The organism is Janthinobacterium sp. ROICE36 (assembly GCF_002869965.1).
Lineage (GTDB): Bacteria > Pseudomonadota > Gammaproteobacteria > Burkholderiales > Burkholderiaceae_D > Janthinobacterium.
The window spans coordinates 35,533-59,564 of the sequence record NZ_PEBS01000003.1; the positions used below are offsets into that span (position 1 = coordinate 35,533).

The 24,032-nt window shown below is 62.9% G+C and carries 20 protein-coding genes; 14 read left to right on the top strand and 6 right to left on the bottom strand.

From position 1 onward, the window contains the following. The 5 genes from CSZ94_RS27865 to CSZ94_RS02095 form a co-directional block, all read right to left on the bottom strand. Positions 1-918, bottom strand: coding sequence for an MHFG family PEP-CTERM protein (locus tag CSZ94_RS27865; protein ID WP_258000729.1), 918 nt, complete (start codon positions 916-918; stop codon positions 1-3). 257 nt (positions 919-1,175) lie between these two features. Continuing rightward, the gene (gene moeA / locus CSZ94_RS02080; protein ID WP_258000730.1) at positions 1,176-3,023 is read right to left on the bottom strand and encodes a molybdopterin molybdotransferase MoeA; all 1,848 of its coding nucleotides are present in this window, start codon (positions 3,021-3,023) and stop codon (positions 1,176-1,178) included. 62 nt (positions 3,024-3,085) lie between these two features. Further along, the gene (gene moaA / locus CSZ94_RS02085; RefSeq protein ID WP_102119985.1) at positions 3,086-4,207 is read right to left on the bottom strand and encodes a GTP 3',8-cyclase MoaA; all 1,122 of its coding nucleotides are present in this window, start codon (positions 4,205-4,207) and stop codon (positions 3,086-3,088) included. 29 nt (positions 4,208-4,236) lie between these two features. Next, complete coding sequence (gene chrA, locus CSZ94_RS02090) at positions 4,237-5,583, bottom strand: chromate efflux transporter (protein WP_102119986.1); 1,347 nt, start codon at positions 5,581-5,583, stop codon at positions 4,237-4,239. A gap of 89 nt (positions 5,584-5,672) precedes the next feature. Then, the gene (locus CSZ94_RS02095) at positions 5,673-8,738 is read right to left on the bottom strand and encodes an Rne/Rng family ribonuclease (RefSeq protein ID WP_102119987.1); all 3,066 of its coding nucleotides are present in this window, start codon (positions 8,736-8,738) and stop codon (positions 5,673-5,675) included. A gap of 696 nt (positions 8,739-9,434) precedes the next feature. Between CSZ94_RS02095 and CSZ94_RS02100 the strand changes: the two genes are divergently transcribed. The 4 genes from CSZ94_RS02100 to CSZ94_RS02115 all read left to right on the top strand — a co-directional run bounded on the left by CSZ94_RS02100 (position 9,435) and on the right by CSZ94_RS02115 (position 12,596). Continuing rightward, positions 9,435-10,430, top strand: coding sequence for an RluA family pseudouridine synthase (locus CSZ94_RS02100; protein WP_102119988.1), 996 nt, complete (start codon positions 9,435-9,437; stop codon positions 10,428-10,430). An 89-nt stretch (positions 10,431-10,519) separates the two neighbouring features. Beyond that, positions 10,520-11,179 (top strand): HAD-IIIA family hydrolase, encoded by a 660-nt coding sequence (locus CSZ94_RS02105; RefSeq protein ID WP_096237515.1) that lies wholly within the window; start codon positions 10,520-10,522, stop codon positions 11,177-11,179. Next, the gene (locus CSZ94_RS02110) at positions 11,176-11,553 is read left to right on the top strand and encodes a Rieske (2Fe-2S) protein (RefSeq protein WP_102119989.1); all 378 of its coding nucleotides are present in this window, start codon (positions 11,176-11,178) and stop codon (positions 11,551-11,553) included. Before CSZ94_RS02105 ends, CSZ94_RS02110 begins: the two co-directional genes overlap by 4 nt. Before the next feature lie 41 nt (positions 11,554-11,594). Then, on the top strand, positions 11,595-12,596 hold the full coding sequence (locus tag CSZ94_RS02115; RefSeq protein WP_102119990.1) for a S49 family peptidase: 1,002 nt from the start codon (positions 11,595-11,597) through the stop codon (positions 12,594-12,596). A gap of 378 nt (positions 12,597-12,974) precedes the next feature. Here the strand turns inward: CSZ94_RS02115 and CSZ94_RS02120 are convergent, their stop codons facing one another. Beyond that, positions 12,975-13,355 carry a hypothetical protein gene (locus CSZ94_RS02120; protein WP_102119991.1) on the bottom strand — a complete coding sequence of 127 codons (381 nt, stop codon included), beginning with the start codon at positions 13,353-13,355 and terminating at the stop codon, positions 12,975-12,977. A 257-nt stretch (positions 13,356-13,612) separates the two neighbouring features. Here CSZ94_RS02120 and CSZ94_RS02125 point away from each other — a divergent pair, with 257 nt between their 5' ends. From CSZ94_RS02125 to CSZ94_RS02170, 10 genes are all read left to right on the top strand, one after another. Further along, positions 13,613-14,323, top strand: coding sequence for a pseudouridine synthase (locus tag CSZ94_RS02125; RefSeq protein WP_102119992.1), 711 nt, complete (start codon positions 13,613-13,615; stop codon positions 14,321-14,323). Between the two features lie 88 nt (positions 14,324-14,411). After that, positions 14,412-15,410: a fumarylacetoacetate hydrolase family protein gene (locus CSZ94_RS02130; protein ID WP_102119993.1), complete on the top strand. Its 999-nt coding sequence runs from the start codon at positions 14,412-14,414 to the stop codon at positions 15,408-15,410. Positions 15,411-15,549: 139 nt separating this feature from the next. Continuing rightward, positions 15,550-16,734, top strand: a complete 1,185-nt coding sequence (gene flhB / locus CSZ94_RS02135; RefSeq protein ID WP_102119994.1) for a flagellar biosynthesis protein FlhB — start codon at positions 15,550-15,552, stop codon at positions 16,732-16,734. Then, entirely contained in the window at positions 16,731-18,827 is a 2,097-nt protein-coding gene (gene flhA / locus CSZ94_RS02140; protein ID WP_102119995.1) for a flagellar biosynthesis protein FlhA, read from the top strand. Before flhB ends, flhA begins: the two co-directional genes overlap by 4 nt. Before the next feature lie 254 nt (positions 18,828-19,081). Continuing rightward, complete coding sequence (gene flhF / locus CSZ94_RS02145) at positions 19,082-20,410, top strand: flagellar biosynthesis protein FlhF (RefSeq protein ID WP_102119996.1); 1,329 nt, start codon at positions 19,082-19,084, stop codon at positions 20,408-20,410. After that, positions 20,403-21,266: a MinD/ParA family ATP-binding protein gene (locus tag CSZ94_RS02150; protein ID WP_102120075.1), complete on the top strand. Its 864-nt coding sequence runs from the start codon at positions 20,403-20,405 to the stop codon at positions 21,264-21,266. Before flhF ends, CSZ94_RS02150 begins: the two co-directional genes overlap by 8 nt. Before the next feature lie 44 nt (positions 21,267-21,310). Continuing rightward, positions 21,311-22,042 (top strand): RNA polymerase sigma factor FliA, encoded by a 732-nt coding sequence (locus CSZ94_RS02155; RefSeq protein WP_102119997.1) that lies wholly within the window; start codon positions 21,311-21,313, stop codon positions 22,040-22,042. Next, entirely contained in the window at positions 22,024-22,770 is a 747-nt protein-coding gene (locus CSZ94_RS02160) for a flagellar motor protein (RefSeq protein ID WP_102119998.1), read from the top strand. The genes CSZ94_RS02155 and CSZ94_RS02160 overlap by 19 nt, the downstream gene beginning before the upstream one ends. Positions 22,771-22,775: 5 nt before the next feature. Beyond that, positions 22,776-23,555 (top strand): flagellar motor protein MotD, encoded by a 780-nt coding sequence (gene motD, locus CSZ94_RS02165; RefSeq protein ID WP_102120076.1) that lies wholly within the window; start codon positions 22,776-22,778, stop codon positions 23,553-23,555. 61 nt (positions 23,556-23,616) lie between these two features. Continuing rightward, on the top strand, positions 23,617-23,979 hold the full coding sequence (locus CSZ94_RS02170) for a translation initiation factor Sui1 (protein WP_102119999.1): 363 nt from the start codon (positions 23,617-23,619) through the stop codon (positions 23,977-23,979). Positions 23,980-24,032: the final 53 nt, after the last annotated feature.

The following is a 24,032-nucleotide window of genomic DNA, read 5'->3' on the forward strand; positions in this document are numbered from 1 at the left end:
TCAGGCCGCTGGCGCTTGCCTGCGGCGCAGCGAGGCAAAGGCGACCAGCGCCAGTCCCGCCATCAGCATGGCCCAGGTCTGTGGCTCGGGCACGGCCGGCAGAACACTTATATCGGTGGGGGGCAAGGTTGGCAGGATCACGGTGGGCGGCACGATGATGCTGCTGCCCTTGTCCGGCCGCAGGCTTCCACCGCCGCCACCTCCTCCTCCGCCGCCCATGCCGGCTGGCGGCGCGCTGCCGCCAGCGATACGTACATAATCGAAGGGCAGGAAGGGCATGCTGGCCACGGCCGGCGGTATGACGCCGCCCGTGAAGGAACCGCCGCGCAAGGCGTCGGGATTGTCGATCAGGGGCACGCCTGCCGCTTCCGGGGCGGCGGGCGCGGCGGCAACGGGTGCGGCGCCGCCAGGAGCTGCACCGCCTGCCGCCGGCGGCGCCGACGCGGGCGCCTGCGTGATGCGGCTGACATTGCGGCAGATCGTCGGCACGAGAATACATTGTCCCTGCACGCAATACACGAGTCCCCGTTCCTGCATCTGCTCGCTCCAACCTGCACGCGTGACATTGCGGCACACGCGGCCCGGGCCGAAATGCATGTCGCTGATGCGCGTGTTGTAATTGCCTTTGCCGCGGATGGCGTCGCGGCTGATCACGACGATTTCATCATACTGGCGCGCGCGCATGCGCGCCTTCAACTCTTCGCGCACTTGCGGCGCGATGTCCGTGTACCTGTCCACGGCGGCCACCACATCGCCCATGAACGGGTCGACGCCGGGGCGGTTCCAGTTGCAGTGTTCCAGTACGTCAGCCCGTGGAGCCCCTTTGGCATAGGCGGGCAGCGGCGCCAGTGACAGCATGCCAAGCAGGCAAGCCGCTCCTAGCATGCCGGCGCCCGCGATCCATGAACGGTGTCTCATTATTACTTTCCTCGTGAAAACAATATCAAAATTGAACTTTTTGTATGAGTTCGAATGTTATCACCGAAGAAACTTCAATATCAACTAATAAATAAAATTATTACAATTAGTGTTGTGTTTATTGATTTGTTTTAATGGGAAATGATTAATATTTCTATCTCGATAAGTGAACATTTGCCGCGCCGGGGAATTGATTGCAATGGGGGAAATGCAAACGGCCCGCGCAAGGCGGGCCGTTGAGGGGGAGGACGGGGGGCTTACATCAATCCATGGAACAGCACGATATCGACCAGGTCGCCGGCTGCCACGTGGCCTTGTGCTGCATGCAACACGATCATGCAATTGGCTTGCGTCATCGAGCGCAGGATGCCGGAGCCTTGTGCACCCGTCACGCGCACGTGCTGGCGGCCGTCCGCGCCCCGTTCGACGATGCCGCGCTGGTATTCCGTGCGGCCGCGTTTCTTGCGGATAGTCGCTTGCGCCGCCACTTGCAGCAGGGGCAGGCTGGCCGTGTCCGCATCGGCGCCCATCATGCGCAGCAAGGTCGGGCGCGCGAGGAAATAAAACGCCGCCATCACGGCCACCGGGTTGCCTGGCAGGCCCAGCAGCAAGGCCGAGTCGCCCCCGCTGGAAATCTGGCCAAAGGCCATGGGGCGGCCCGGGCGCATGTTGATCTGCCAGAAGGCGACGTCACCGAGGCGGGCCAGGATTTCGCGCGTAAAATCCGCCGCGCCGCTGGACACGCCGCCCGAGGTGATGATGACGTCGGCCCTGACGCAGGCACCGCGCAGGGCCGCTTCCAGCGCTTGCGGCGCATCCTTGACGATGCCCAGGTCAAGCACCTCGCAGCCCAGGCGCGTCAGCATGCCCAGCAGGGTGTAGCGGTTACTGTCGTAGATGCAGCCTGCGGCGAGTGGCTCGCCGATCGAGCGCAATTCGTCGCCGGTGGAAAAGAAAGCCACGCGCAGGCGGCGGCGCACGGGCACCGTGGCGATGCCCAGCGAGGCCAGCAAGCCCAGTTCGGCCGGGCCCAGGCGCTTGCCCTGCAGCAGGGCTGGCTGGCCCTGCATCAAGTCTTCGCCCTTGAAGCGGCGGTTGTCGCCGGGGCGGATGCAGTCCGGCGCCAAAGTGATGCCGTGTTCGCTAAGCTGGCTCACCAGTTCCTGCGGCACCACGCTGTCGCAGCCGTCCGGCATGACGGCGCCCGTCATGATGCGCGCGCATTGCCCGCGTTGCACGCTGACCGTGCCGGGACGGCCCGCCAGGATGGTGTCGACTATGCTCAGCGTCAGCGGAGCACTGCCGTCCAGGTCGGCGCCGTGCAAGGCATAACCATCCATGGCCGAATTGTCGTGCGCGGGCACGCTGATGGGCGAGATGATGTCGGCGGCCAGGATGCGCTCGAACGCTTGCGGCAGCGGCAAGGTTTCGCTCTCGGCCACGGGGGTGACGCTGTCGGCCAGGATGGCCTGCGCCACCGGCACGGACAGGCCCTGCGCTTGCAGGGCGGCCAGCTCGTCCGGGGTATTGATGTTGCCGAATGCGTCATGGTTCTCGAAGAGCACTTCGGTCAGTTTCAAGTCGCCGTGCCAGGTGCGCATGCGGCGTTCGCCTGCGGCCAGGTAGGCGTCCAGTTGGGGCAGGGCCGATGTTTTCACCAGGCAAAAGACGGGATGGGGGCGGCGCACGGTCACTCCCGTCGCCGGGTCGGTCTCTTCGGTGACGGCGATGGCCAGGTCGGCATCGTTGTCGGCCAGGCCGGCGGCCAGGCGCGCCGCCAGGTCCGGCGGCAGCAGGGGCGAATCGCAGGGCACGCTCAGCAGGTAGGGCGTGTTGGCGTGCTGCATGCCACTGTGCAAGCCGGCCAGTGGACCCAGCTGGCCAGGCAGCACGTCCGGCCACACGGGCAGGCCGAAGCGCGCGTAAGCGCCAGCATCGGCGTGCACACTGATGGCCAGCTGGCCCACTTGCGGCACCAGGCGTTGCAGCACGTGGCGCGCCAGGGGCTGGCCATGCAGGGGTAGCATGCCCTTGTCGTGCTGGCCCATGCGCGTGCCGAGCCCGCCGGCCAGGATCAGGCCGGTAATATCGTGTTTGTTGATCATGAGAGGCGAAAATGTGGATGCATACGCCATGGTAGCAGCGGCGGGTGTGGGCCGCGCCCGATTTAGCCGCCGATATACGACATTTCCACTTTCTTTTTACCGTGCTCAAGCGCGCCGCCCGTCAAATCCGTCTGGCTGGTGCGCAATTGCGAATAGCGGTCGGCGCGGCCGCGCCACAGCTGCGCCACGGCCGAGGAAATTTCCGCGTCGCTGCGGCCGCCGCGCAGCAGGCTGCGCAAGTCGTGGCCGCTGTTGGCGAACAGACACGTGTAGAGCTTGCCTTCGGTCGAGAGGCGGGCGCGGCTGCAGTCGGCGCAGAACGCTTGCGTGACGCTGGAAATGAGGCCGATTTCACCGCTGCCATCCGCGTAGCGCCAGCGCGCCGCTGTCTCGCCCATGTAGTTGGGGTTGATGGGCAGCAAGGGCATATGCAAGGCTATGCGCCGCACGACTTCGGCAGAAGGAATGACTTCCTGCAAGTTCCAGCCGTTCGAGGCGCCCACGTCCATGTATTCGATGAAGCGCAAGATGTACGGCGTGCCCTTGAAGTGGCGCGCCATGGGGACGATTTCCTGCTCGTTCATGCCGGCCTTGACGACCATATTGATCTTGATGGGCCCCAGGCCCGCCGCGTGCGCTGCAGCTATGCCGTGCAGCACGTCGGCCACGGCGAAATCGACATCGTTCATGCGCTTGAAGGTGGCGTCGTCGAGCGAGTCGAGCGACACGGTGACGCGGTTCAGGCCCGCATCCTTCAGCGCTTGCGCCTTTCTTGCCAGCAAGGACCCGTTGGTCGTCAGGGTCAGGTCCAGCGGCTGGCCCGATGGCGTGCGCAGGGCAGCCAGCATGGCGATGAGCTTTTCGATATTCTTGCGCAGCAGCGGCTCGCCGCCCGTCAGGCGGATCTTTTCCACGCCGTGCGCGACGAACAGGCGCGCGATGCGCGTGATTTCCTCGAACGACAGCAAGTCCGTGTGCGGCAGATACACGTGGTTCTTGTCGAACACGTCTTTCGGCATGCAATACACGCAACGGAAATTGCAGCGGTCGGTAATCGAGATGCGCAAGTCGTGCAGGGGCCGGCCCAGGCTGTCGGCCACATTGCCGCTGGGGTTTTCCAGCTGCGCGGGAATCGCCGGTGCCCCATTGCGCGCCTCGGCGAGGTAGATGATCTTGTCAGCCATGAAAGGTGATGCCGTTTACGTAAAGTCGTTCAAGGCAGATACGATAGCACGAGGCCGAAGATGGCACAGGCGAGCAGCAATTTGATGGTGCCCACTTGAAACCTGAGCAGCGCCACGCCGGCCGCCAGCGCGATGGCGATGGCCAGCCAGTCCCAGTGCGGCAGCGGGTTTGTTTGCCAGAAGACATGGCGGCCAAAGAACAGGGCCAGGCTGGCGATGACGCCCACCACGGCCGCCGAGATGGCCGTCAGGGGCACACTCAGGCGCAAATTGCCGCGCGACGCTTCCACCAGCGGTGCGCCGGCCAGGATGAAGATGAAGGAAGGCAGGAAGGTGAACCAACTGGCGACGAGCGCGCCGCACACGCTTGCCAGCCACAGCTGTTCACCCGCGATGCCTGCGGCATGGCTCCAGCCGCCGACAAAACCGATGAAGGCGACGATCATGATCAAAGGGCCGGGCGTGGTTTCGCCCAAGGCCAGGCCATCCATCATTTGCGCGCTCGTGATCCAGTGGTAGTGGTCGACGGCGCCTTGCATCAGGTAGGGCAGCACGGCATACGCGCCGCCGAACGTGAGCAGGGCGGCCTTGCTGAAAAACACGCCCATCTGCGCCAGCGGCTGGTCTATCCCGCCCAGTAGCGCCAGGCCCAGCCAGGCGAGAAAGGCCAGCGCCAGGCCCAGCGCGCAGGTGGCCAGCAGGCGCGGCCAGCTGAGCTGCGCATGCTGCGGCGTGGGCGTGTCGTCATCGATCAGGGCGGCGCCGTAGCGGGCCGCGCCGCCATGCCCCGTGGCGCCAGCATGAAAGTGGGCCGGCAGCCAGCGCCCGCCCGCCATGCCCAGCAGGGCAGCGGCGAGTACGATCAGCGGAAATGGCAGCTGTAGCACGGCGATGGCGACAAATGCGCCCGCCGCGATGGCGATCAGGCCGGGACTGCGCAAGGTGCGCCGGCCCAGGCGCCAGGCGGCCGCCAGCACGATGGCGACGATGGCCGGTTTGATGCCGTAAAGAACGCCCGCGATGGCGGCCACGTGGCCATACGCCATGTAGAGCCAGGACAGGACGATCAGCAGCAGCAGCGAGGGCAGCAAGAATAGCAGGCCCGCCACCAGGGCGCCGCGCGTGCGATGCATCAGCCAACCGATGTAGATGGCCAGCTGGGTCGCTTCCGGCCCCGGCAGCAGCATGCAGTAATTGAGGGCGTGCAGGAAACGCTGCTCGGAAATCCAGCGCCGCTTTTCCACCAGTTCCCCATGCATCATGGCGATTTGCCCGGCCGGCCCGCCAAAGCTGACGCAGCCCAGCTTGAGCCAGTACCAGAAGGCGCCGCGCAGGCTGACGGGGGCGGGACGGGGAAGTTTGGCGTTCTCGTGCATGGCGGCTGGCTGGCAAAGAGAGTGGATGTAAAAAAGGGGAAGCCTGAGCTCCCCCTTTCATCATGGACGGCTGGGCGAACCCGGCGCGCTTATGGACGTTGCGTGTTGACCTGGATCAACGGCTCATCCGATTGCGGCGGCAATGGCTTGCGTTCGCGCGGCTTGCGTACCGGGGCGACGGCCTTGGCTGCCGCTTCCTGCGCCAGGCGCAGTTTTTCCGGATCGGTGGCCGCCAGGGTCAGGCCGGCCGAACCGAGCACTGCGCTCAAGTCCAGTGGCGCAGGCACCGGCGCTGGAGCCGGAGTGGCTACAGGAGCAGGCGCCACTACCGCTGCTGGCGCTGGTGCAGGAGCAAGCACCACGGGTGCGGTTTCCACCACGGCAGGTGCTGCTTCAGCTACTGGCGCTTCCTCGATCACGGCGTTGGCTTCCACCAGCGGCGCAGCTTCTACCACGGGCACGGCGTCGACGATGATTTCCGCTGGCGCCGCTTCTGCTGGCTCGGCAAAGCTGTACTCGGCAACGGGTGCCGGTTCGGCAGCGGCTGGTTCAGCTTGTGCGGCAGCCGCTTCGACATTGGCTTCCGGTACGATCACTTCAGCAACTGGCGCGGCTTCTTCGACCTTGGCGATGTCCACGACCTTGGCCACTTCCACCACTTCCACGACGTCGGCCACGATGGCAGCTTCCACTGGCGCAGCCACGGCGGCGACCGGGGCTGCGTCAAAGGCAGCTTCCGGCGCCGGAGCGACCGTAAAGCTGATTACTGGCGCGTCCTGGCCTTCGTTCTCGCCGTTTGCCGACTCGATCAGCTCGCCCGTTTCGCGGTCACGGCGGTTGCGGTTGCGGCCACCACGACGACGACGGCGGCGCGGTTCTTCGCCTTCCACGTCGGTTTCCATCTCTTCGCCTTCAGGACCGGCATTCGCCGGTGCTTTCAGCAAGCTCGTTGGTGCGGCGTCGGATTCAGGGCCGTTTGACGGCACGATGACATGCACTGCGCTGGCGCTGGCGCCAAGCAGGGCCAGTTCATCCGCTTTCACTTCAGCAACAACAGTCTTGTCGATGCGTGGTTCGCGGCCTTCGCGTGGCTGGCGTGGCGGACGTTCGGCACGTTCCGGGCGCTCTGCGCGTTCCGGACGCTCGGCGCGTTCCGGACGTTCACCGCGTTCACGGGGTGCCGCCGTTGCTTCGCCGGCTTCGCGCGGTTCGCGTGGCGGACGTGGTGGGCGTGGCGGACGGGCCGCCTTTTCCAGTGCTTCCGCTTCCTTGGCAGCGTCGTCCTGGGCTGGACGGGCCTGGCCCGGTTCGCGTTCTTCGCGGCCAGGCTTGCCGTTGCGACCACGGCCACGCGGGCCACGGCTGTTGCGGTCGCCACGGTCGGCACCGGCCGGTTTGACTGGCGCGACAGGGGCAGGTGCCGGTGCCACGGGGGCCGGGGCGCCGGTGAAGAAGCTGATGATCTTGGCGATCAAGCCTTGTGGTGCGGCAGGTGCGGCCACCGGGGCAGCCTTGGCTTCGACGGGCTTGCGCTCGACCAGCGGTGCCGGCTGGTCAGGGGTGATCGTCTTGACGACGGCTTCCTGGCGCGGCTTGGCTTCTTCCTTCTGGCGCTTGCTGTAAGCCATGTCGGTTTCAGCGCTTTCGGCCAGGTTGTAGCTGGCCTGGCTGTCTTCCAGACGCGGATCGTCGTGCTTGATGCGTTCCAGCTTGTAGTGCGGCGTTTCCAGATGCTTGTTCGGGATCAGGATCACGGCGATGCGGTGGCGGTTCTCGATTTTGAGTACTTCGCCGCGCTTTTCGTTCAGCAGGAAGGCGCCCACGTCCACCGGCACTTGCACGTGGATGGTGGCAGAGTTTTCCTTCATCGCCTCTTCCTGGATGATGCGCAGCACCTGCAGGGCGGACGATTCGGTATCGCGGATGTGTCCGGTGCCGGAGCAGCGCGGGCACGTCACGTGCGAGCCTTCGGACAGCGAAGGGCGCAGGCGCTGGCGCGACAGTTCCATCAGGCCGAAGCGGGAAATCTTGCCCATTTGTACACGGGCACGGTCATGGTGCAGCGCATCTTTCAGGCGCTGTTCCACTTCGCGCTGATTCTTTGCCACTTCCATGTCGATGAAGTCGATGACGATCAAGCCACCCAAGTCGCGCAAACGCAACTGGCGGGCCACTTCTTCGGCCGCTTCGCAGTTGGTGTTGAAGGCGGTCGTCTCGATGTCCGAGCCACGCGTGGCGCGGGCCGAGTTGACGTCGACGGAGACCAGCGCTTCGGTATGGTCGATCACGATGGCGCCGCCCGATGGCAGCGGCACGGTGCGGCTGTACGCCGTTTCGATCTGGTGTTCGATCTGGAAGCGCGAGAACAGCGGCACGTCGTCGCTGTAGCGTTTTACGCGGTGCACCATGTCGGGCATCACGTGGCTCATGAACTGGTGCGCCTGGTCGTAGATCTCGTCGGTGTCGATCAGGATCTCGCCGATGTCGGGCTGGAAGTAGTCGCGGATGGCGCGGATGACGAGCGACGATTCCTGGTAGATCAGGAAAGCGCCGTTGGCCGACTTGCCGGCGCCTTCGATGGCGCGCCACAGTTGCATCAGGTAATTCAAGTCCCATTGCAGTTCATCGACGTTGCGGCCGATGCCGGCGGTGCGGGCAATCACGGACATGCCAGCAGGCAAGTCCAGTTTATCCATGGTTTCGCGCAATTCCTGGCGCTCTTCACCTTCCACGCGGCGCGATACGCCACCGCCACGCGGGTTGTTCGGCATCAATACCAGGTAACGGCCGGCCAGCGAGACGAAGGAGGTCAGGGCAGCGCCCTTGTTGCCGCGCTCTTCCTTTTCGACCTGGACCATGATTTCCTGGCCTTCGCGCAGCGCTTCCTTGACGGAAGCATTGCGTACGTCGACGCCTTCGCGGAAATACGTGCGGGCAACTTCCTTGAAGGGCAGGAAGCCGTGGCGGTCTTCGCCATAGCTGACGAAGCACGCTTCGAGCGAAGGCTCGATGCGCGTGATGACGCCCTTGTAGATGTTGGATTTGCGCTGTTCGCGCCCGGCTGTCTCGATATCGATGTCGATCAGTTTTTGTCCGTCGACAATCGCTACGCGCAGTTCTTCTTGCTGCGTGGCATTAAACAACATGCGTTTCATTTTTATAACTCCGCGACCCGTAGGCCATCTCAAAGCCGCTTCCGGGGAAGCGGCGAAAGTACAGGGATATATGCGAGAACGGGAGTGTTGGCGGGGGAAATGCCTTAGCGTGCGGAGCAACAACGCGTACGAGGTATACGTTACGGCCGCAACAGGCGCGGTGAGGTCAATCGTCATGCCGAGTGCACAGGACACCTGCAACTCATCTGAAACAGCCCGAACGAGAATGAACTACATCGGGGGCAGAGAATGCAGGTGGTCAGCAAATTCAGAGCCAAATCGTCAGCCGGCTCATTACAGGGATCGCGATGGCGAGGCTTGGCCTCAGCCTATCATCGACAACCCTCAGTATTTGGCCGCATACGGGGTTTGGCGAAAACGGCAAGCGTTATCAACTTCATCAACCCGCGAGCCCGACTCGATAAGTCGCGCTAACGGGTACTTATCCTTATAATCCCACACTCTCTTCAGCATCTCCACGCGTTATCCGATTACAACTACGGTGCAACCTTGATTCGCGCAGGGATGGTGCATATACATTTTTTTCCACCGAATTTGCAATTTGGCGAGGCCGGTGGAGACGCCCCTGTGTAAAATGTGCTTTTATTCTTACACTCGCAGCAGCCAGGGCCGCAGCAAAAACAATTATATATTCAAAATGAAGGACTTAGAGAGATTTCTGGGAAGACATAGTAAATGAAGAGTCAAAAAGATGTTGTTCCCCCTTCAACACCCCCGGTTCAGCCGCAAGCCCAATTCGTAACGATCGCCGAGGAAGAAGCAGGCCAGCGCATCGACAACTACTTATTAAGAGTGTGCAAGGGAGTGCCTAAAAGCCACATCTACCGGATCTTGCGATCGGGAGAAGTGCGGGTTAATAAAGGCCGTATCGATCAGTTGTACCGTCTCGTCGCTGGCGATGTGGTGCGCATTCCACCCGTGCGCGTGGCCGAAAAGGCCCCCACGGGCGCGCCGGCCGCTGAATTTTCGATCATCTTTGAAGATGCGCAGCTGCTCGTCATCGACAAGCCGGCCGGCGTGGCCGTGCATGGCGGCTCGGGCGTTTCGTTCGGCGTAATCGAGCAATTGCGCGCTTCGCGCCCCGACGCCAAGTTTTTGGAACTGGTACACCGCCTGGACCGCGACACATCCGGCTTGTTGTTGCTGGCAAAGAAGCGCACGGCATTGACCAATTTGCACGAGCAGATGCGCGACGGCGCCACCGACAAGCGCTACCTGGTGCTGGTGGCGGGTGACTGGAAGAATGCGCGCCAGCATATCAAGCTGCCGCTGCATAAATATACGACGGCCGAAGGCGAGCGCCGGGTGGCCGTGCAGGCCGATGGCCTGGCGTCGCACACGGTGTTTTCACTGTTGCATAAATATCACAACTTCGCCTTGCTGGAAGCGGAATTGAAGACCGGCCGCACGCACCAGATCCGCGTGCATCTGTCCTCGTCCGGTTTCCCCATTGCGGGCGACAATAAATATGGCGACTTTGCCCTCAACCGTGCCCTGTTGAAAGCCGACAGCACGCGCGGCGCCCTGAAGCGCATGTTCCTGCATGCGCACCAGATCACGTTTACGCATCCGGAGACGGGCAAGACGGTGACCCTGAATGCGCCGCTGGCTGCCGAATGCGAGCGTTTCTTGGTAAGCTTGGGCAAACCATTGGCCGTTGCCGCACGATAGCTCTGCATCGCGTGCGGGGACACTACTCACAAGGTAGTCAGTCGCCATCATTCATTCTCAAGGAGCCGGCGGCTTTGCCGTCGGGAAACATGGCAAGAAAGCAATTTGATCTGATCGTCTTCGATTGGGACGGTACCCTGATAGACAGTACCTCGACCATCGTCAAGTGCATCCAGGCGTCGGCGAAAGACCTGGGCTTGCCAATTCCCACCGAGTTGCTGGCCTCGCATGTGATCGGCCTGGGCTTGCAGGAAGCCATGCAGCTGGTGATGCCCGATGTCGAGCCGAAATACCATGCGCGCATGGCGGAACGCTATCGCTATCACTATCTGTCGCGCGACCATGAGCTGACCCTGTTTCCCGGTGTGCAGGAAATGCTGCAGGAACTCTCGCAGCAAGCGTACTTTCTGGCCGTCGCCACGGGCAAGAGCCGTGTCGGCCTGAACCGTTCGCTGAATGCCGTCAAGCTGCTGTCGCTGTTCGATGCGACGCGCTGCGCTGATGAAACGTTTTCCAAGCCCCATCCGGCCATGCTGCAGGAGCTGACGCGCGAACTGGGGCAGGATATGCGCCGCACCGTGATGATCGGCGACACCAGTCATGATTTGTTGATGGCAAGCAATGCAGGCGCGGCCGGTATTGCCGTAGAGTATGGGGCGCATCCGGTGGAGCAGTTGCAGGCTTGTAATCCCCTGTATTCGGCCGCCACGGTGGCCGATCTGCACCAATGGCTGAGCGAGCACGCATGATGAGCGATGTTGGCTACGTATTCATTTGTGCCGCCGATGCGGTGGCCGATGGCGGCAAGGGCGTGCGTTTTCCCGTCTCGGCCGGTGGCGAAGCGACCACCGGCTTTGTCGTGCGCCGCGGCGGCAAGGCATATGGCTACCTGAACCGCTGCGCCCACGTACCGATCGAACTGGACTGGGCCGAGGGCGAGTTTTTCGAGTCCAGCGGCTTATACCTGATGTGTTCGACGCATGGCGCCATCTATGTGCCGGAGAGCGGCCTGTGCGCGGGCGGTCCCTGCAAGGGTGGCCGCTTGCGCCCGATTCCAGTGAGCGAGCGCGATGGCCAGCTGTACTGGCAAGCCGATGAGTATGTCCAGCCGCTGCCGGCCTGATGCCGGGTACAGGCATTATTGCAATTTAAACAAAGTGAACCATGAGCGATAACACGAACGACAAGCTGGACAGCAGCGCGCCAGCCGCCGGCCACGGCGCCCCTGCGGGGAGCTGGGAGCGCGACGTGCTGGAAAAGCTGGTATTTGCCACTTTGCAAGAGCAACGCGCGCACCGCCGCTGGAGCATCTTTTTCAAGGTGTTCAGCCTGCTGATCGTGCTGTTCGCCCTGTGGGTGTTTTATGACTACAACACGGCCGACGACAGCGAGACCCTGGGGCGCCACACGGCCCTGATCGACATCAGCGGCAGCATTGAGTCCGAAGGCAGCGGCTCGGCCGCCGTCGTCATCCCCGCGCTGGACAAGGCATTTTCCGATGCCGGTTCCGTGGCCGTGGTGCTGCACATTAATAGTCCGGGCGGCAGTCCCGTGCAGGCCGGCATGATCGTCGACGAGATGCAGCGCCTGCGCAAGGGCTATCCTGACAAGCCCTTGTATGTGGTGGTCGATGAAATGTGCGCCTCGGGCGGCTATTACATCGCCGCCGCCGCCGACCGCATCTACGTCAACAAGGCCAGCGTGGTCGGTTCCATCGGCGTGCTGATGGATGGCTTCGGTTTTACGGGCGTGATGGAAAAGGTCGGCGTCGAGCGCCGTTTGCTGACGGCGGGCGAAAACAAGGGCTTCATGGACCCGTTCAGCCCCTTGAGCGAAAAACACAAGGCGTATGCGCAAGGCATGCTCAATGAAATTCACCAGCAATTCATCGAGGTGGTGCGTGCGGGACGGGGCAAGCGTCTGAAGGAAACGGCCGATACCTTCTCCGGCCTGTACTGGACGGGCGCGAAAGCCGTGGAAATGGGTCTGGCCGACGATTTCGGCACGGTCGACAGCGTGGCGCGCGACGTCGTCAAGGCGGAAGACATCGTCGACTACACGCAACATGAAGGCTTGCCGGAACGGGTGCTGAAGAAGTTTGGCGCCGCCATGGGCGCCGGCGCCATGAAGGCGGCCGTGCAGCAGTCACAACCGGCATTGCGTTGAGGATATCACTCTTGGCAGGCAGGCAAGTCAGTCGAGAATGATTTTCAATAAGGTGGTAAATTGACTTGAAAAAGGGGCTGCTTGGACTATAGTGAAAGCGTAGTTCTTTTCAAGGAGGGGCGATATATCAACTATGTTGTCAGTACTAACTTGATTGGTAAGTCTTGGAACTACTCGCCGCATCGCAGATGTGGTTTTGAGTGAATTTACATTCCTCACAAAAGTCCCGTTGGGGCTTGGGAACGGCGGCGCAATGCCGCCGTTTCCTTTTGTGCGTCGTTATCGCTGGGTGTGCTGGCGGCGCGGGCGGTGACTGCGTGTCTGGGGGGTAATATAGGCATGCGGGGGCAGGGCATGGCTGGTTTGAGGACGGCGCGCTCAGGCGGCACAGCCGTTACAGTGTGCGGGCAGGGGTGGGATGGCAGCTTGCCGGGCCGGCGCCGTTGCTGTGCTGCTGTTGCGGCTATCTGGCGGCGTGTCCATCATGGCGGGTGCGCTCTCCTTGTCGACTGCCGCATCCGCATCCGCCTGGGCAAAGCCGCCCTGTTCCAGCCAGCACATGAAATGGCATTGCGCCTCAGCATGCCAACGCGTCTGGCGGGATGGCGCTGGCGGCGCGTCCGCATCCTGCGGCGCAGGGGCGTTGCGCCAGCGCGCCACGCCGAGTCTGACCTTGTGCATGGCCGCCTGTTCCACAGCGATGCGCTTGCGCATGTCGGCGATGCTGCCTTGTAAGGCGATGGTATCGATATGCTTCATACGATGTCCTTATGATGGGTGGCGACTGCCACAATTCCTAAAGTACATTAGGCGGATTCCTAACGAAGTTTCAGTCTATCAATGCGATATTTCGAGCGCTTGATATATCTCAAAGGAATTGGCCATTTATATCGAAATCTCACCTTGTGCTTCGGCATATCTATGCATGCGCAAGGCTGGCGCACGCTCCACCGCCAGCTGCTGCCGGCGCGCGCCGCCGCTTCACGCTGCCAGCCGCTTCTGGTAAAGTCACGCCCATGAGTAAATTATCCCTAGACCGCATCCTGCAATCGCAGGGTTTTGGCACCCGTAAATATTGTCGTTCCCTCATCGAGGATGGCGATGTCGTCATCGATGGCGTCACCCAGACCAATTACCGCACCACCGTCGAGACCGAAGGCTTGGTGCTGCACGTTTTCGAAGAAGAGTGGGTGGTCCGCGCGCACCTGTACCTGGCGCTGAACAAGCCCGCCAACTTCGAATGCTCGCGCAAGCCCAGCCATCACCCAGGCGTGCTGACCCTGCTGCCGGAACAGTTCACCTGGCGCGAAGTCCAGCCCGTCGGCCGGCTCGACCACGATACGACCGGCATGCTGTTGATGTCCGACGATGGGCCATTTATCCATGCACAATCGTCGCCGAAGCGTCACGTTCCAAAGATTTACCAGGCCACGACGCAAGAAGCCGTGACCGATGAACTGGTGGCGCAGCTATTGGCTGGCGTGCAATTGCACGACGAAGCGGCCCCACTGGCCGCCCTGGTTTGCATTCAGCGCGGAGAATTCCAGCTGGAAATCGTGCTCGAGCAAGGCAAATACCACCAGGTCAAGCGCATGCTGGCTGCCGCCGGCAACCATTGCAGCGCGCTGCACCGTTCCGCCATCGGCAGCCTGACGCTGGAGTCGCTGGGCATTGCCGAAGGCGAGTGGTGCTACCTCACGCCTGAACAGCTGGCATTGCTGGCCTGAACCTCTTGCTGAGCGCCAAAGCCGGGGACTTCCCGGCTTTTTGGCGTCTTTAGCCTCCATTGCCTGCATTTGACGAAGTTTCCCGCACATGAAATTAGCTACCCTGAAGGATGGCACGCGCGACGGCCAGCTGGCTGTCGTCTCGCGCGACCTGAAAACCGCCCACCTGGCCGATGGCATCGCCTCGACCCTGCAAAAGGCGCTCGACGACTGGAGTTTCATCGCGCCCCAGCTGGACTTGCTGTACCAGACCATCAATAGTGGCCGCGGTCATCGCGCCTTCGACTTCGATACGGCGAACTGCATGGCACCCTTGCCGCGCAGCAGCCTGCGCGTGGCTGGCGCCTCGTACCTGCAGCAAATCGAGCGCGCCTGCAAGGCCGCTGGCCTGCAGGCGCCCGCCAACTTGCGCGAGGCGCCGCGCCTGTACCAGGGCGCCAGCGACGATTTCCTCGGCGCCCACGACGACATCACCTTGGCACATGAGCAGTGGGGCATCGATTACGAAGCGGGCATCGCCGCCATCACGGACGACATGGCCATGGGCTCGACGCCGGACCAGGCGCACCTGAACATCAAGCTCTTGATGCTGGTCAACGACATTACCCTGCGCAGCCTGGTGCCCGACGAGCAGGCCAGTGGCTACGGCTTCCTGCAAGCGAAACCGGCCATGGCTTGCTCGCCCGTGGCCGTCACGCCCGACGAACTGGGCGACGCCTGGCGCGGCGGCAAGGTGCATTACGCCCTGCGTTGCAGCCTGAACGGCAAATTGACGGGCCAGCCCCACGCGGGCGCCGACATGGCCTTCAATTACCCGCAATTGCTCGCCCACTTGTGCCAGACGCGCAACGTGCGCGCCGGCAGCGTGGTCAGCGCGGGCGGCGTCGCCAACAAGGAAGTCAAGAAGGGGTTTTCCAGTATCGTTGAGCGACGTAACCAGGAGATGATCGCCGATGGCGTCGCCAGCACGCCGTTCCTGCTGTTTGGCGATGTTGTTCGATTGGACATGCTGGCTGATGACGGTAAATCCCTGTTTGGCGCCATTGAACAGACGGTAAAGCAAGCCGAAGCGCGCAAGTCCCGTTAAGTTTCTGATAGGCAAAGGGAAATGCAGGGCAATTGCCCTCCTTTTCCCTTGATGGCGTTGCGGTAATTGAACCGATAATGCGTCATGCCCAGTCCGTATTGCGCCTAATCGGGCTGCAGGACTTCACCGGAGTTGATTGATGTCGGAAGACAGCGACGCAGAAAAGACCGAAGCCGCGTCACCGAAGCGCCTCGAGCAGGCGCGTGAGGAAGGCGACGTTCCGCGATCGCGTGAAGTGGCCACGTTTACGGTGCTGATGGCGTCCGGCTGCTGCCTGTGGTTTGCCGGCGACGCCATCGTGCGGCGGCTGACGGCCGTCATGGTCTCCGGCCTGACCCTGGACCGGGAGCAGATCCTCCATCCCGACGCGATGATGTTGCGCATCGGCTACGACGTGGGCTCGGTCTTGCTGACTTGCCTGCCGTACGCGCTGGCCATCATGCTCGTCGCCCTCGCTTCGCCCGTGCTGGTGGGCGGCTGGCTGTTCAGTTCCAAGGCCTTTACCCCCAATTTTGGCAAGCTCAACCCGATTCGCGGCCTGGGCAATATGTTTTCGAAGAATGCGCTGGTGGAATTGCTCAAGGCTGTCGCCAAGACCATCGTCGTCGGCGTCGTCGCCTGGATGGTGATGCAACATCAGAAAGACGCCGTGCTGGGCCTGTCGGTCGAATCCTTGCGCGCCGGTTCGGCTCATCTGATCAGCCTGCTGATCACGGCCTTTCTGATGATCGTGGGCGCGCTGGGCCTGATCGCCGCCATCGACGGTCCCTACCAGATGTGGCACTACGCCAACAAGATGAAAATGTCCTTGCAGGAAGTCAAGCAGGAATCGAAGGAGTCGGATGGCAATCCGCAGATCAAGGCGAAGATACGCCAGATGCAGCATGAAATGTCACGCCGCCGCATGATGGCCGACGTACCGACAGCCGACGTGGTGGTGACCAATCCTACCCACTACGCGGTGGCCTTGAAGTATGGCGAGAATTCGCGCGGCGCGCCGCAGGTGGTGGCCAAGGGCATCGACGAGGTGGCGGCGAAGATCCGCGAACTGGCGGGCGAACATCAGGTCGCCATCCTGGAAGCACCGGCCCTGGCGCGTGCGCTGTACAAGCACACGGACATCGGCGACGAGATTCCTGCGGCGCTATATGGCGCCGTGGCCGAAGTGCTGGCGTATGTGTTCCAGCTGCGCAGTTACAGCAGTGGCCACGGCCAGCGGCCCGACAAGCCGAAAAAACTCGACGTGCCGCCGGAGCTCGATCCGCTCGACCCCGCATCGCAGAGCAAAGCCGCAGCAGACAAGAATAAAGGAGGTACACCATGAACGGCCTGAGATTGCCAGCCTGGCTCAGCGGAATGAGCAGCAACGCCAGCAAAGGCATCGCCGCGCCTATCATCATCATCATGCTGCTGGCGATGATGGTGCTGCCGTTGCCGGCTTTCATCCTCGATATTTTCTTCAGTTTCAATATCGCGCTGTCCATCATCGTGTTGCTGACGGCGCTGTACACGGTCAAGCCGCTCGACTTCATGGCGTTCCCGACCATCCTGCTGGTGTCGACCATGCTGCGCCTGTCGCTGAACGTGGCGTCCACGCGCGTGGTGCTGACGGAAGGCCATACGGGCGCCGACGCGGCCGGTAAAGTGATCGAGGCGTTCGGTCACTTTCTGATCGGCGGTAATTACACGGTCGGTATCGTGGTGTTCATCATTTTGACGATCATCAACTTTACCGTGGTGACCAAGGGTGCGGGCCGTATCGCCGAGGTGGGCGCCCGCTTCGCGCTGGATGCCATGCCCGGTAAACAGATGGCCATCGATGCCGACCTGAACGCGGGCCTGATCGGCGAAGACGAAGCGCGCCGCCGCCGCACGGAAGTGGCGCAGGAAGCGGAATTCTATGGCGCCATGGACGGTGCCAGCAAATACGTGCGCGGCGACGCCATCGCCGGCATCATGGTCACCGTCATCAATATCATCGGCGGCTTGCTGGTGGGCTTGCTGCAGCATGACATGGGCTTTGCCGACGCACTCAAAAACTACACCTTGCTGGCCATCGGTGACGGCCTGGTAGCGCAGATTCCTTCGCTGATCATTTCCACGGCGGCCGGTATCGTCGTCTCGCGCGTGGCCAGCGATCAGGACATCGGCACGCAGCTGGTGGGCCAGCTGTTCGCCAAGCCGCAAGTGCTGTACATCACCGCCGGCATCATCGGCGGCATGGGCTTGATTCCCGGCATGCCGAATATGGTCTTCCTCCTGCTGGCCTCGCTGCTGGCTGGCTCCGCCTATCTGATCAGCAAGAAACGCAGGCAGGAAAAAGCGGCGGCCGAACAGCCGGCCGAAGTGCCGCAAGCCACCGTGGCGCCCGAACAGGAAGAAGCCAGCTGGCAAGACATCATGCCCGTCGACACCCTGGGCCTGGAAGTGGGCTATCGTTTGATTCCCCTGGTCGACAAGACGCAGGGCGGCGAATTGCTCAAGCGCATCAAGGGCATCCGCAAGAAATTTGCCCAGGAAGTGGGCTTTCTGGCGCCGCCCGTGCATATCCGCGACAACCTGGAGTTGAAACCGTCCGCCTACCGCATCACCCTCAAGGGCGTGGAAGTGGGCGTGGGCGAAGCGTTCAACGGGCAGTTCCTGGCGATTAATCCGGGCATGGCCAGCGGCACCTTGCCGGGCCTGGCCACCAGCGACCCCGCGTTCGGCTTGCCCGCCACCTGGATCGACGCCAGCTTGCGCGACCAGGCGCAATCGATGGGCTACACGGTCGTCGATGCGGGCACCGTGGTGGCCACGCACCTGAATCATCTGATTACCTCGCACGCTTCCGAACTGCTGGGACGCGCGGAAGTGCAGTCGCTGCTCGATCACCTGGGCAAGGATGCGCCGCGTCTGGTGGAAGACCTGGTGCCGAAGATGCTGTCGCTGTCGACCCTGCAGAAGGTGCTGCAGAACCTGCTGGCCGAGGGCGTGCATATCCGCGACATGCGCACCATCATCGAGACCCTGGCCGAGCATACGGTCAATACGCAAGACCCGAACGACCTGACGGCGCTGGTGCGCGTTTCCTTGGGTCGCGCCATCGTGCAGCAATTGTTCCCCGGCGCGGCCGAACTGTCCGTGATGACCCTGGACAGCCGCCTGGAACGTCTGCTGATGCAAGCCATGGGCAACGGCGGCGACGGCGCCGGCATCGAGCCGGGCCTGGCCGATACCATCGCGCACCAGGCAGGCCTGGCTGCCCAGCAACAGGAAGCGCTGGGGCTGACGCCGGTGCTGCTGGTGCCGGCGCCGCTGCGTGCCTTGCTGTCGCGCTTCCTGCGCCGCGCTTTGCCGCAGCTGAAAGTGCTGTCGCATGCGGAAGTGCCGGAAACCAAGACCATTCGCGTCACGGCGCTGGTGGGCGCGCAATAGTTATCTTCATTAGCATCGGGGTCTGACCCCAGCCCTTGCTTTTGGTCAAAATAAACATCAATTTCCTGCTGGCAAACTGAATAACGGGTACTTTCCCGTCCTGTTCCTTCGATCGTTTCCTCCAGGCATCGCTAATAATGGAAACTGTCCGGGTGATCTGTGTCCATGAGGAAGACAGCACCCAAGCAACAGGAGTCGACGATGGTCACACAGTTCAGCCAATATTGCGCCACCCCCGCCTTGGGAGGCCGGTCATGAATGTGAAGAAATTTACGGGCGCCTCGTCGCGCGATGCGCTGCGCAAGGTACGCGAAGCGCTGGGCCCTGATGCCGTGATCCTGTCGAATCGCCAGGCCGATGGCGTGGTGGAAATCCTCGCGCTGGCCAATGACGATGCCGCTTCGCTGGCCTCGCCGCCGGCCGCGTCCGAAATGGCCCAGCCCCGTCCCCAGTTGCAGACCCAGTTCGCCACGCCGCAGCGTCAGGCCGCCCCGGCCCAGCGCCCGGCTGCGCCACGCCCGGCCGCGCCGCGTCAGGCTACTTCCGAGCCAGTGGACATGGCCCGCATGCAGCAGATGATGGCCAGCGCGCTGGCGCACGTCAAAGAGAATGCCGCCGCCGAGATGAGCGGCATGATGAATGAAATCCGCGCCATGCGTGGCATGATGGAAACCCAGTTGGCGGAAATCTCATGGGGTTCGACGCAGCAGCGCGAGCCGCAAAAAGCCGTGGTGCTGCGCGAAATGCTGGCCGCCGGTTTTTCGGCCAGCCTGGCGCGCTACCTGATCGACAAGCTGCCCGCCGGCCTCGATGGCGCGCAAAGCATGCGCTGGATCAAGACCGTCCTCAGCCGTAATCTGAATACTGTGGCCAATGAAGACGCCATGCTGGAGCAGGGCGGCGTGTTTGCCCTGGTGGGTCCGACCGGTGTCGGCAAGACCACCAGCACGGCCAAGCTGGCGGCCCGCTGCGTGATGCGCCATGGCCCGGAAAAGCTGGCCCTGATCACCACCGATGCCTACCGTATCGGCGCGCATGAACAGCTGCGCATTTACGGCAAGATCCTCGGCGTGATGGTGCATTCGGTGAAGGATGAAGCGGACTTGCGCATCGCCCTGAAAGAATTGAAAAACAAGCATACGGTGCTGATCGATACGGTGGGCGTGAGCCAGCGCGACCAGATGGTCACGGAACAGGTGGCCATGCTGTCGGGCGCCGGCGCCGATGTGAAACGTTTGCTGTGCCTGAATTCCACGGCGACGCAGGAAACCTTGAACGAAGTGGTGCGCGCCTACCAGGGCAGCGGCCTGGCCGGCTGCATCATGACCAAGCTCGATGAGGCGGCCTCGATCGGCAATGTGCTTGACGTGGTGATCCGCCAGAAGCTGAACCTGTTTTATGTGTCGAACGGCCAGCGCGTGCCGGAAGACCTGTACCTGGCCGACCGCGGCTATCTGATCGACCGCGCCTTCAAGCTCAAGCGCGATGCGGCGGCGACGCAGTTTTCCGATGCCGAACTGCCGCTGCTGATGGCGCAGGCGGCTGCCCGCAACAATGAAGCGCGCGGGGTGCACCTTGGCTAATTTCGATTTCGACCAGGCCGAAGGCTTGCGCCGCATGCTGGCCGGCCCGCAGCCGCGCGTCATGACGTTCCTCTCGGCCACGCCGCAGGATGACAAGGGCGCCATGCTGGTCAACCTGGGCGCCTCGCTGGCCTACGGCGGCAATGACGTGCTGCTGCTCGACGCCAGCGGCGGCAGCGATGGCGTGGCTGCCCGCCTGGGACTGGCGCACGGTGCCAGCCTGCGCGACGTGGCGCGCCAGCAGTGCGCCTTGAACCAGGTTATCCACCAGGTGCCGCAAGGCTTTGGCCTGGCCAGCCTGGGCACGCGCAACTATCTGATGGACAGCATGGACTATGCGGGCGAGGAAGAACTGCGCCGCCTGGGCAAGACTTTTGAAGTGCTGGCGCGCCAGAGCGGCATCGTGCTGGTCGACGGCGTCGTGGCCGACGCGGGCGATTGCTTCCCCGTACCGCTGATGGCCTCGTCCGACATCGTGGTGCAAGTGTCGACCAGCGCCACCTCGATCAAGGCCGCGTACTGCCTGATCAAGCGCCTGAGCCAGGAACTGGGACGCCGTCCGTTTGGCATTCTGGTCACTGGCGCTTCCGAATCCGAGGCAAAAGTGGTATACGATAATATGGCGCAAGCGGCGAGCCGCTACCTGGCCGTGAAACTGACCTCGATGGGGTCGGTGCCTGCCGATGAGTATCTGCACCGCGCGGCGCGTCTGGGCCGTAGCGTGGTCGATGCCTTTCCGCTGGCGGGGGCCTCGGTGGCGTTTCGCGGACTGGCCGAGCGGCTGGCCCGTTCGGCGGCGCCGGTGCTCGGTGGCACCTTGTACCAGACGGGGAGCTTGCACCAATTCAGCGCCTGATTCCATCATCAGCACACGATAGCAGTTAAAACAATAAGCAGCCTATGTACACGGTCAAAGGGAAATCGAACAAGGACTATTTGCTGACGGAGCACATTCCGCTGGTGAAGCGTCTGGCGCACCATATGAAGGCGAAATTGCCGCCTTCGGTCGAGGTCGATGACCTGATCCAGGCCGGCATGATCGGCCTGCTCGACGCCATTACCCGCTATGAAGAGACGCATGGCGCGCAGTTCGAGACGTATGCCGTGCTGCGCATCCGCGGCGCCATGCTCGACGAATTGCGCACCAGCGACTGGCTGCCGCGCAGCATGCGCCAGAACATGCGCAAGATCGAAGAGGCGATGAGCACCCTGCAGCAGCGCCTTGGCCACCCACCGACGGAGTCGGAAGTGGCGAAATTGCTGAAAATGTCGCTGCCCGACTACCAGGAAATGCTGGGCGACGGCGGCGGCCACCAGTTGCTGTACTACGAAGACTTTCATGACCCGGATGGCAATGACAGCTTCCTCGACCGCCATTGCGTGGACGAGAACAGCGACCCCTTGCGATCCCTGCTCGATACCGATTTCCGGCAATCCGTGATCGATGCCATCGACGCGCTGCCGCCACGCGAGAAAATACTCATGGGCCTGTATTACGAAGAAGAGCTGAACCTGAAGGAGATCGGCGCGGTGATGGGCGTCTCCGAATCGCGCGTCTCGCAGCTGCATACCCAGGCCGTCGCGCGCCTGCGCGCAACCTTGAGGGAGCAGGCGTGGACTGGTCCAGCGTAATCGGGCTGGCGCTGGCGCTGGCGGGCCTGCTGGTCGGCCAGGCACTGGAAGGCGGCAAGATGGCCTCCCTGTTGCAGCCGGCCGCCTTTGCCATCGTGGTCATTGGCACCTTCGGCGCCGTGCTGCTGCAAACGCGGCTGCGCACCTTCGTGCGCGGCCTGGAAATGCTGCGCTGGGTTTTCCTGCCGCCGGCCGACACGCGCGCCGCGCTGGCGCGCGACATCGGGCAATGGAGCTTGACGGCGCGCCGTGACGGCCCGCTGGCGCTCGAGCGCCTGATGGAAAACACGGCCGACCGCTTCAATGCCAAGGGCTTGCGCATGATCGTCGACGGCATCGCCCCCGACAAGCTGCGCCAGCTGCTCGACGTGGAAATCTCCGCCTACGAAATGGCCGAGCGCCAGGCCGTCAAGGTGTGGGAATCGGCGGCTGGCTATTCGCCCACCATCGGTATTTTGGGCGCCGTGCTGGGCCTGATACATGTGATGGAAAACCTCACCGATCCGAGTAAATTGGGTAGCGGCATCGCCGTCGCCTTTGTCTCGACGATTTATGGCGTGGGGCTGGCCAATCTGCTGTTCCTGCCGGTGGCGAATAAGCTCAAGGCCATCGTCTCGCGCCGCGTGCTGCAGTATGAAATCACGGCCGCCGTGCTGTACGACATCGCCACGGGCGATCACACGCGCATCATCGAAGAGCGCGTGGCCAGCCTGCTGAACGAGCACTGACCATGATGCGGCGCGCGCGCAGGAAGTGTGACGAGGAACCGGACAACCAGGACCGCTGGCTGATCTCGTACGCCGACTTCATCACCTTGCTGTTCGCCTTTTTCGTCGTCATGTATGCGATTTCGCAAGTCAACGAGGGCAAGTACCGCGTCTTCCAGAGCGCCATCGGCCAGGCCTTCAGCCTGGAAAAGGGCGCGCCACCCATCATCATGGAAGCGCCGCAGGCGATCCCGCTGCCGAACCCCGCCCTGAAACGCCGCACGGAAGCCATCCGCCGCGAGCGCGAACACATGACGCGCCTGGCGCAGGACCTCACGTCCACCCTGGCGCCGCTGGTCAAGGAAGGCAAGGTGCGGGTCACGCAGACGAGCCGCGGCGTGAGCGTGGAAATCAATGCCAGCGTGCTGTTCGACCCGGGCGCCGCAGGCTTGACGATGGAGTCGGACCAGGCCTTGCGAGCCGTGGCCGTGCTGCTCAAGGATGATACGCACGACGTGCAGGTGGAAGGGCATACGGATGTGCAGCCGATCAGCAATTCGACCTTTGCCTCGAACTGGGAATTGTCGGCCGCGCGCGCCAGCGCCGTGGTGCGCCTGTTCATCGCCAGCGGCGTGCAAGCCTCGCGCCTGACGGCCGTGGGCCATGCCGACAACATCCCCGTGGCACCGAACGCCACGCCGGAAGGGCGCGCGCGCAATCGCAGGGTCGCGGTGACGATTTTGTCGGGCATCCCGGAAACGGTGACGGAAGTGCCGATGGCCCCCGTCGCACCGGCACCTGACTAGCGGGCTCAGACCCCAGCATTGCTTGCTACAATCGCGCCTTCTCCCTTTTTATCTCTCGATCATGAAAAGCAGTTCCCTGGGCGCTCTTGTGTATTCCACCGAAACGGGCCGCATGTGCCCCGCCTGCCGCCAGCCGCTGGCGCAATGCGCGTGCAAGGCGCAAGCCAAGGCGGCGCCTGCAGGCGACGGCGTGGTGCGCGTGTCGCGCCAGACCAAGGGGCGTGGCGGCAAGAGCGTCACCGTGGTGAAAGGTCTGGCGCTGGACGCCATCGCGCTGGCCTTGCTGGGCAAGCAGCTGCGCACGCAGTGCGGCTCGGGCGGCACGGTCAAGGATGGCGTGATCGAAGTGCAGGGCGACCACGTGGATACCATCCTGGCCGCGCTGGCCAAGCTGGGCCATCAGGCGAAAAAGGCCGGCGGCTAGTCGGCTCGCGTGCGTGCGGGACTGTGCCGCGTGCCTGTGGTAACGTGCGATTC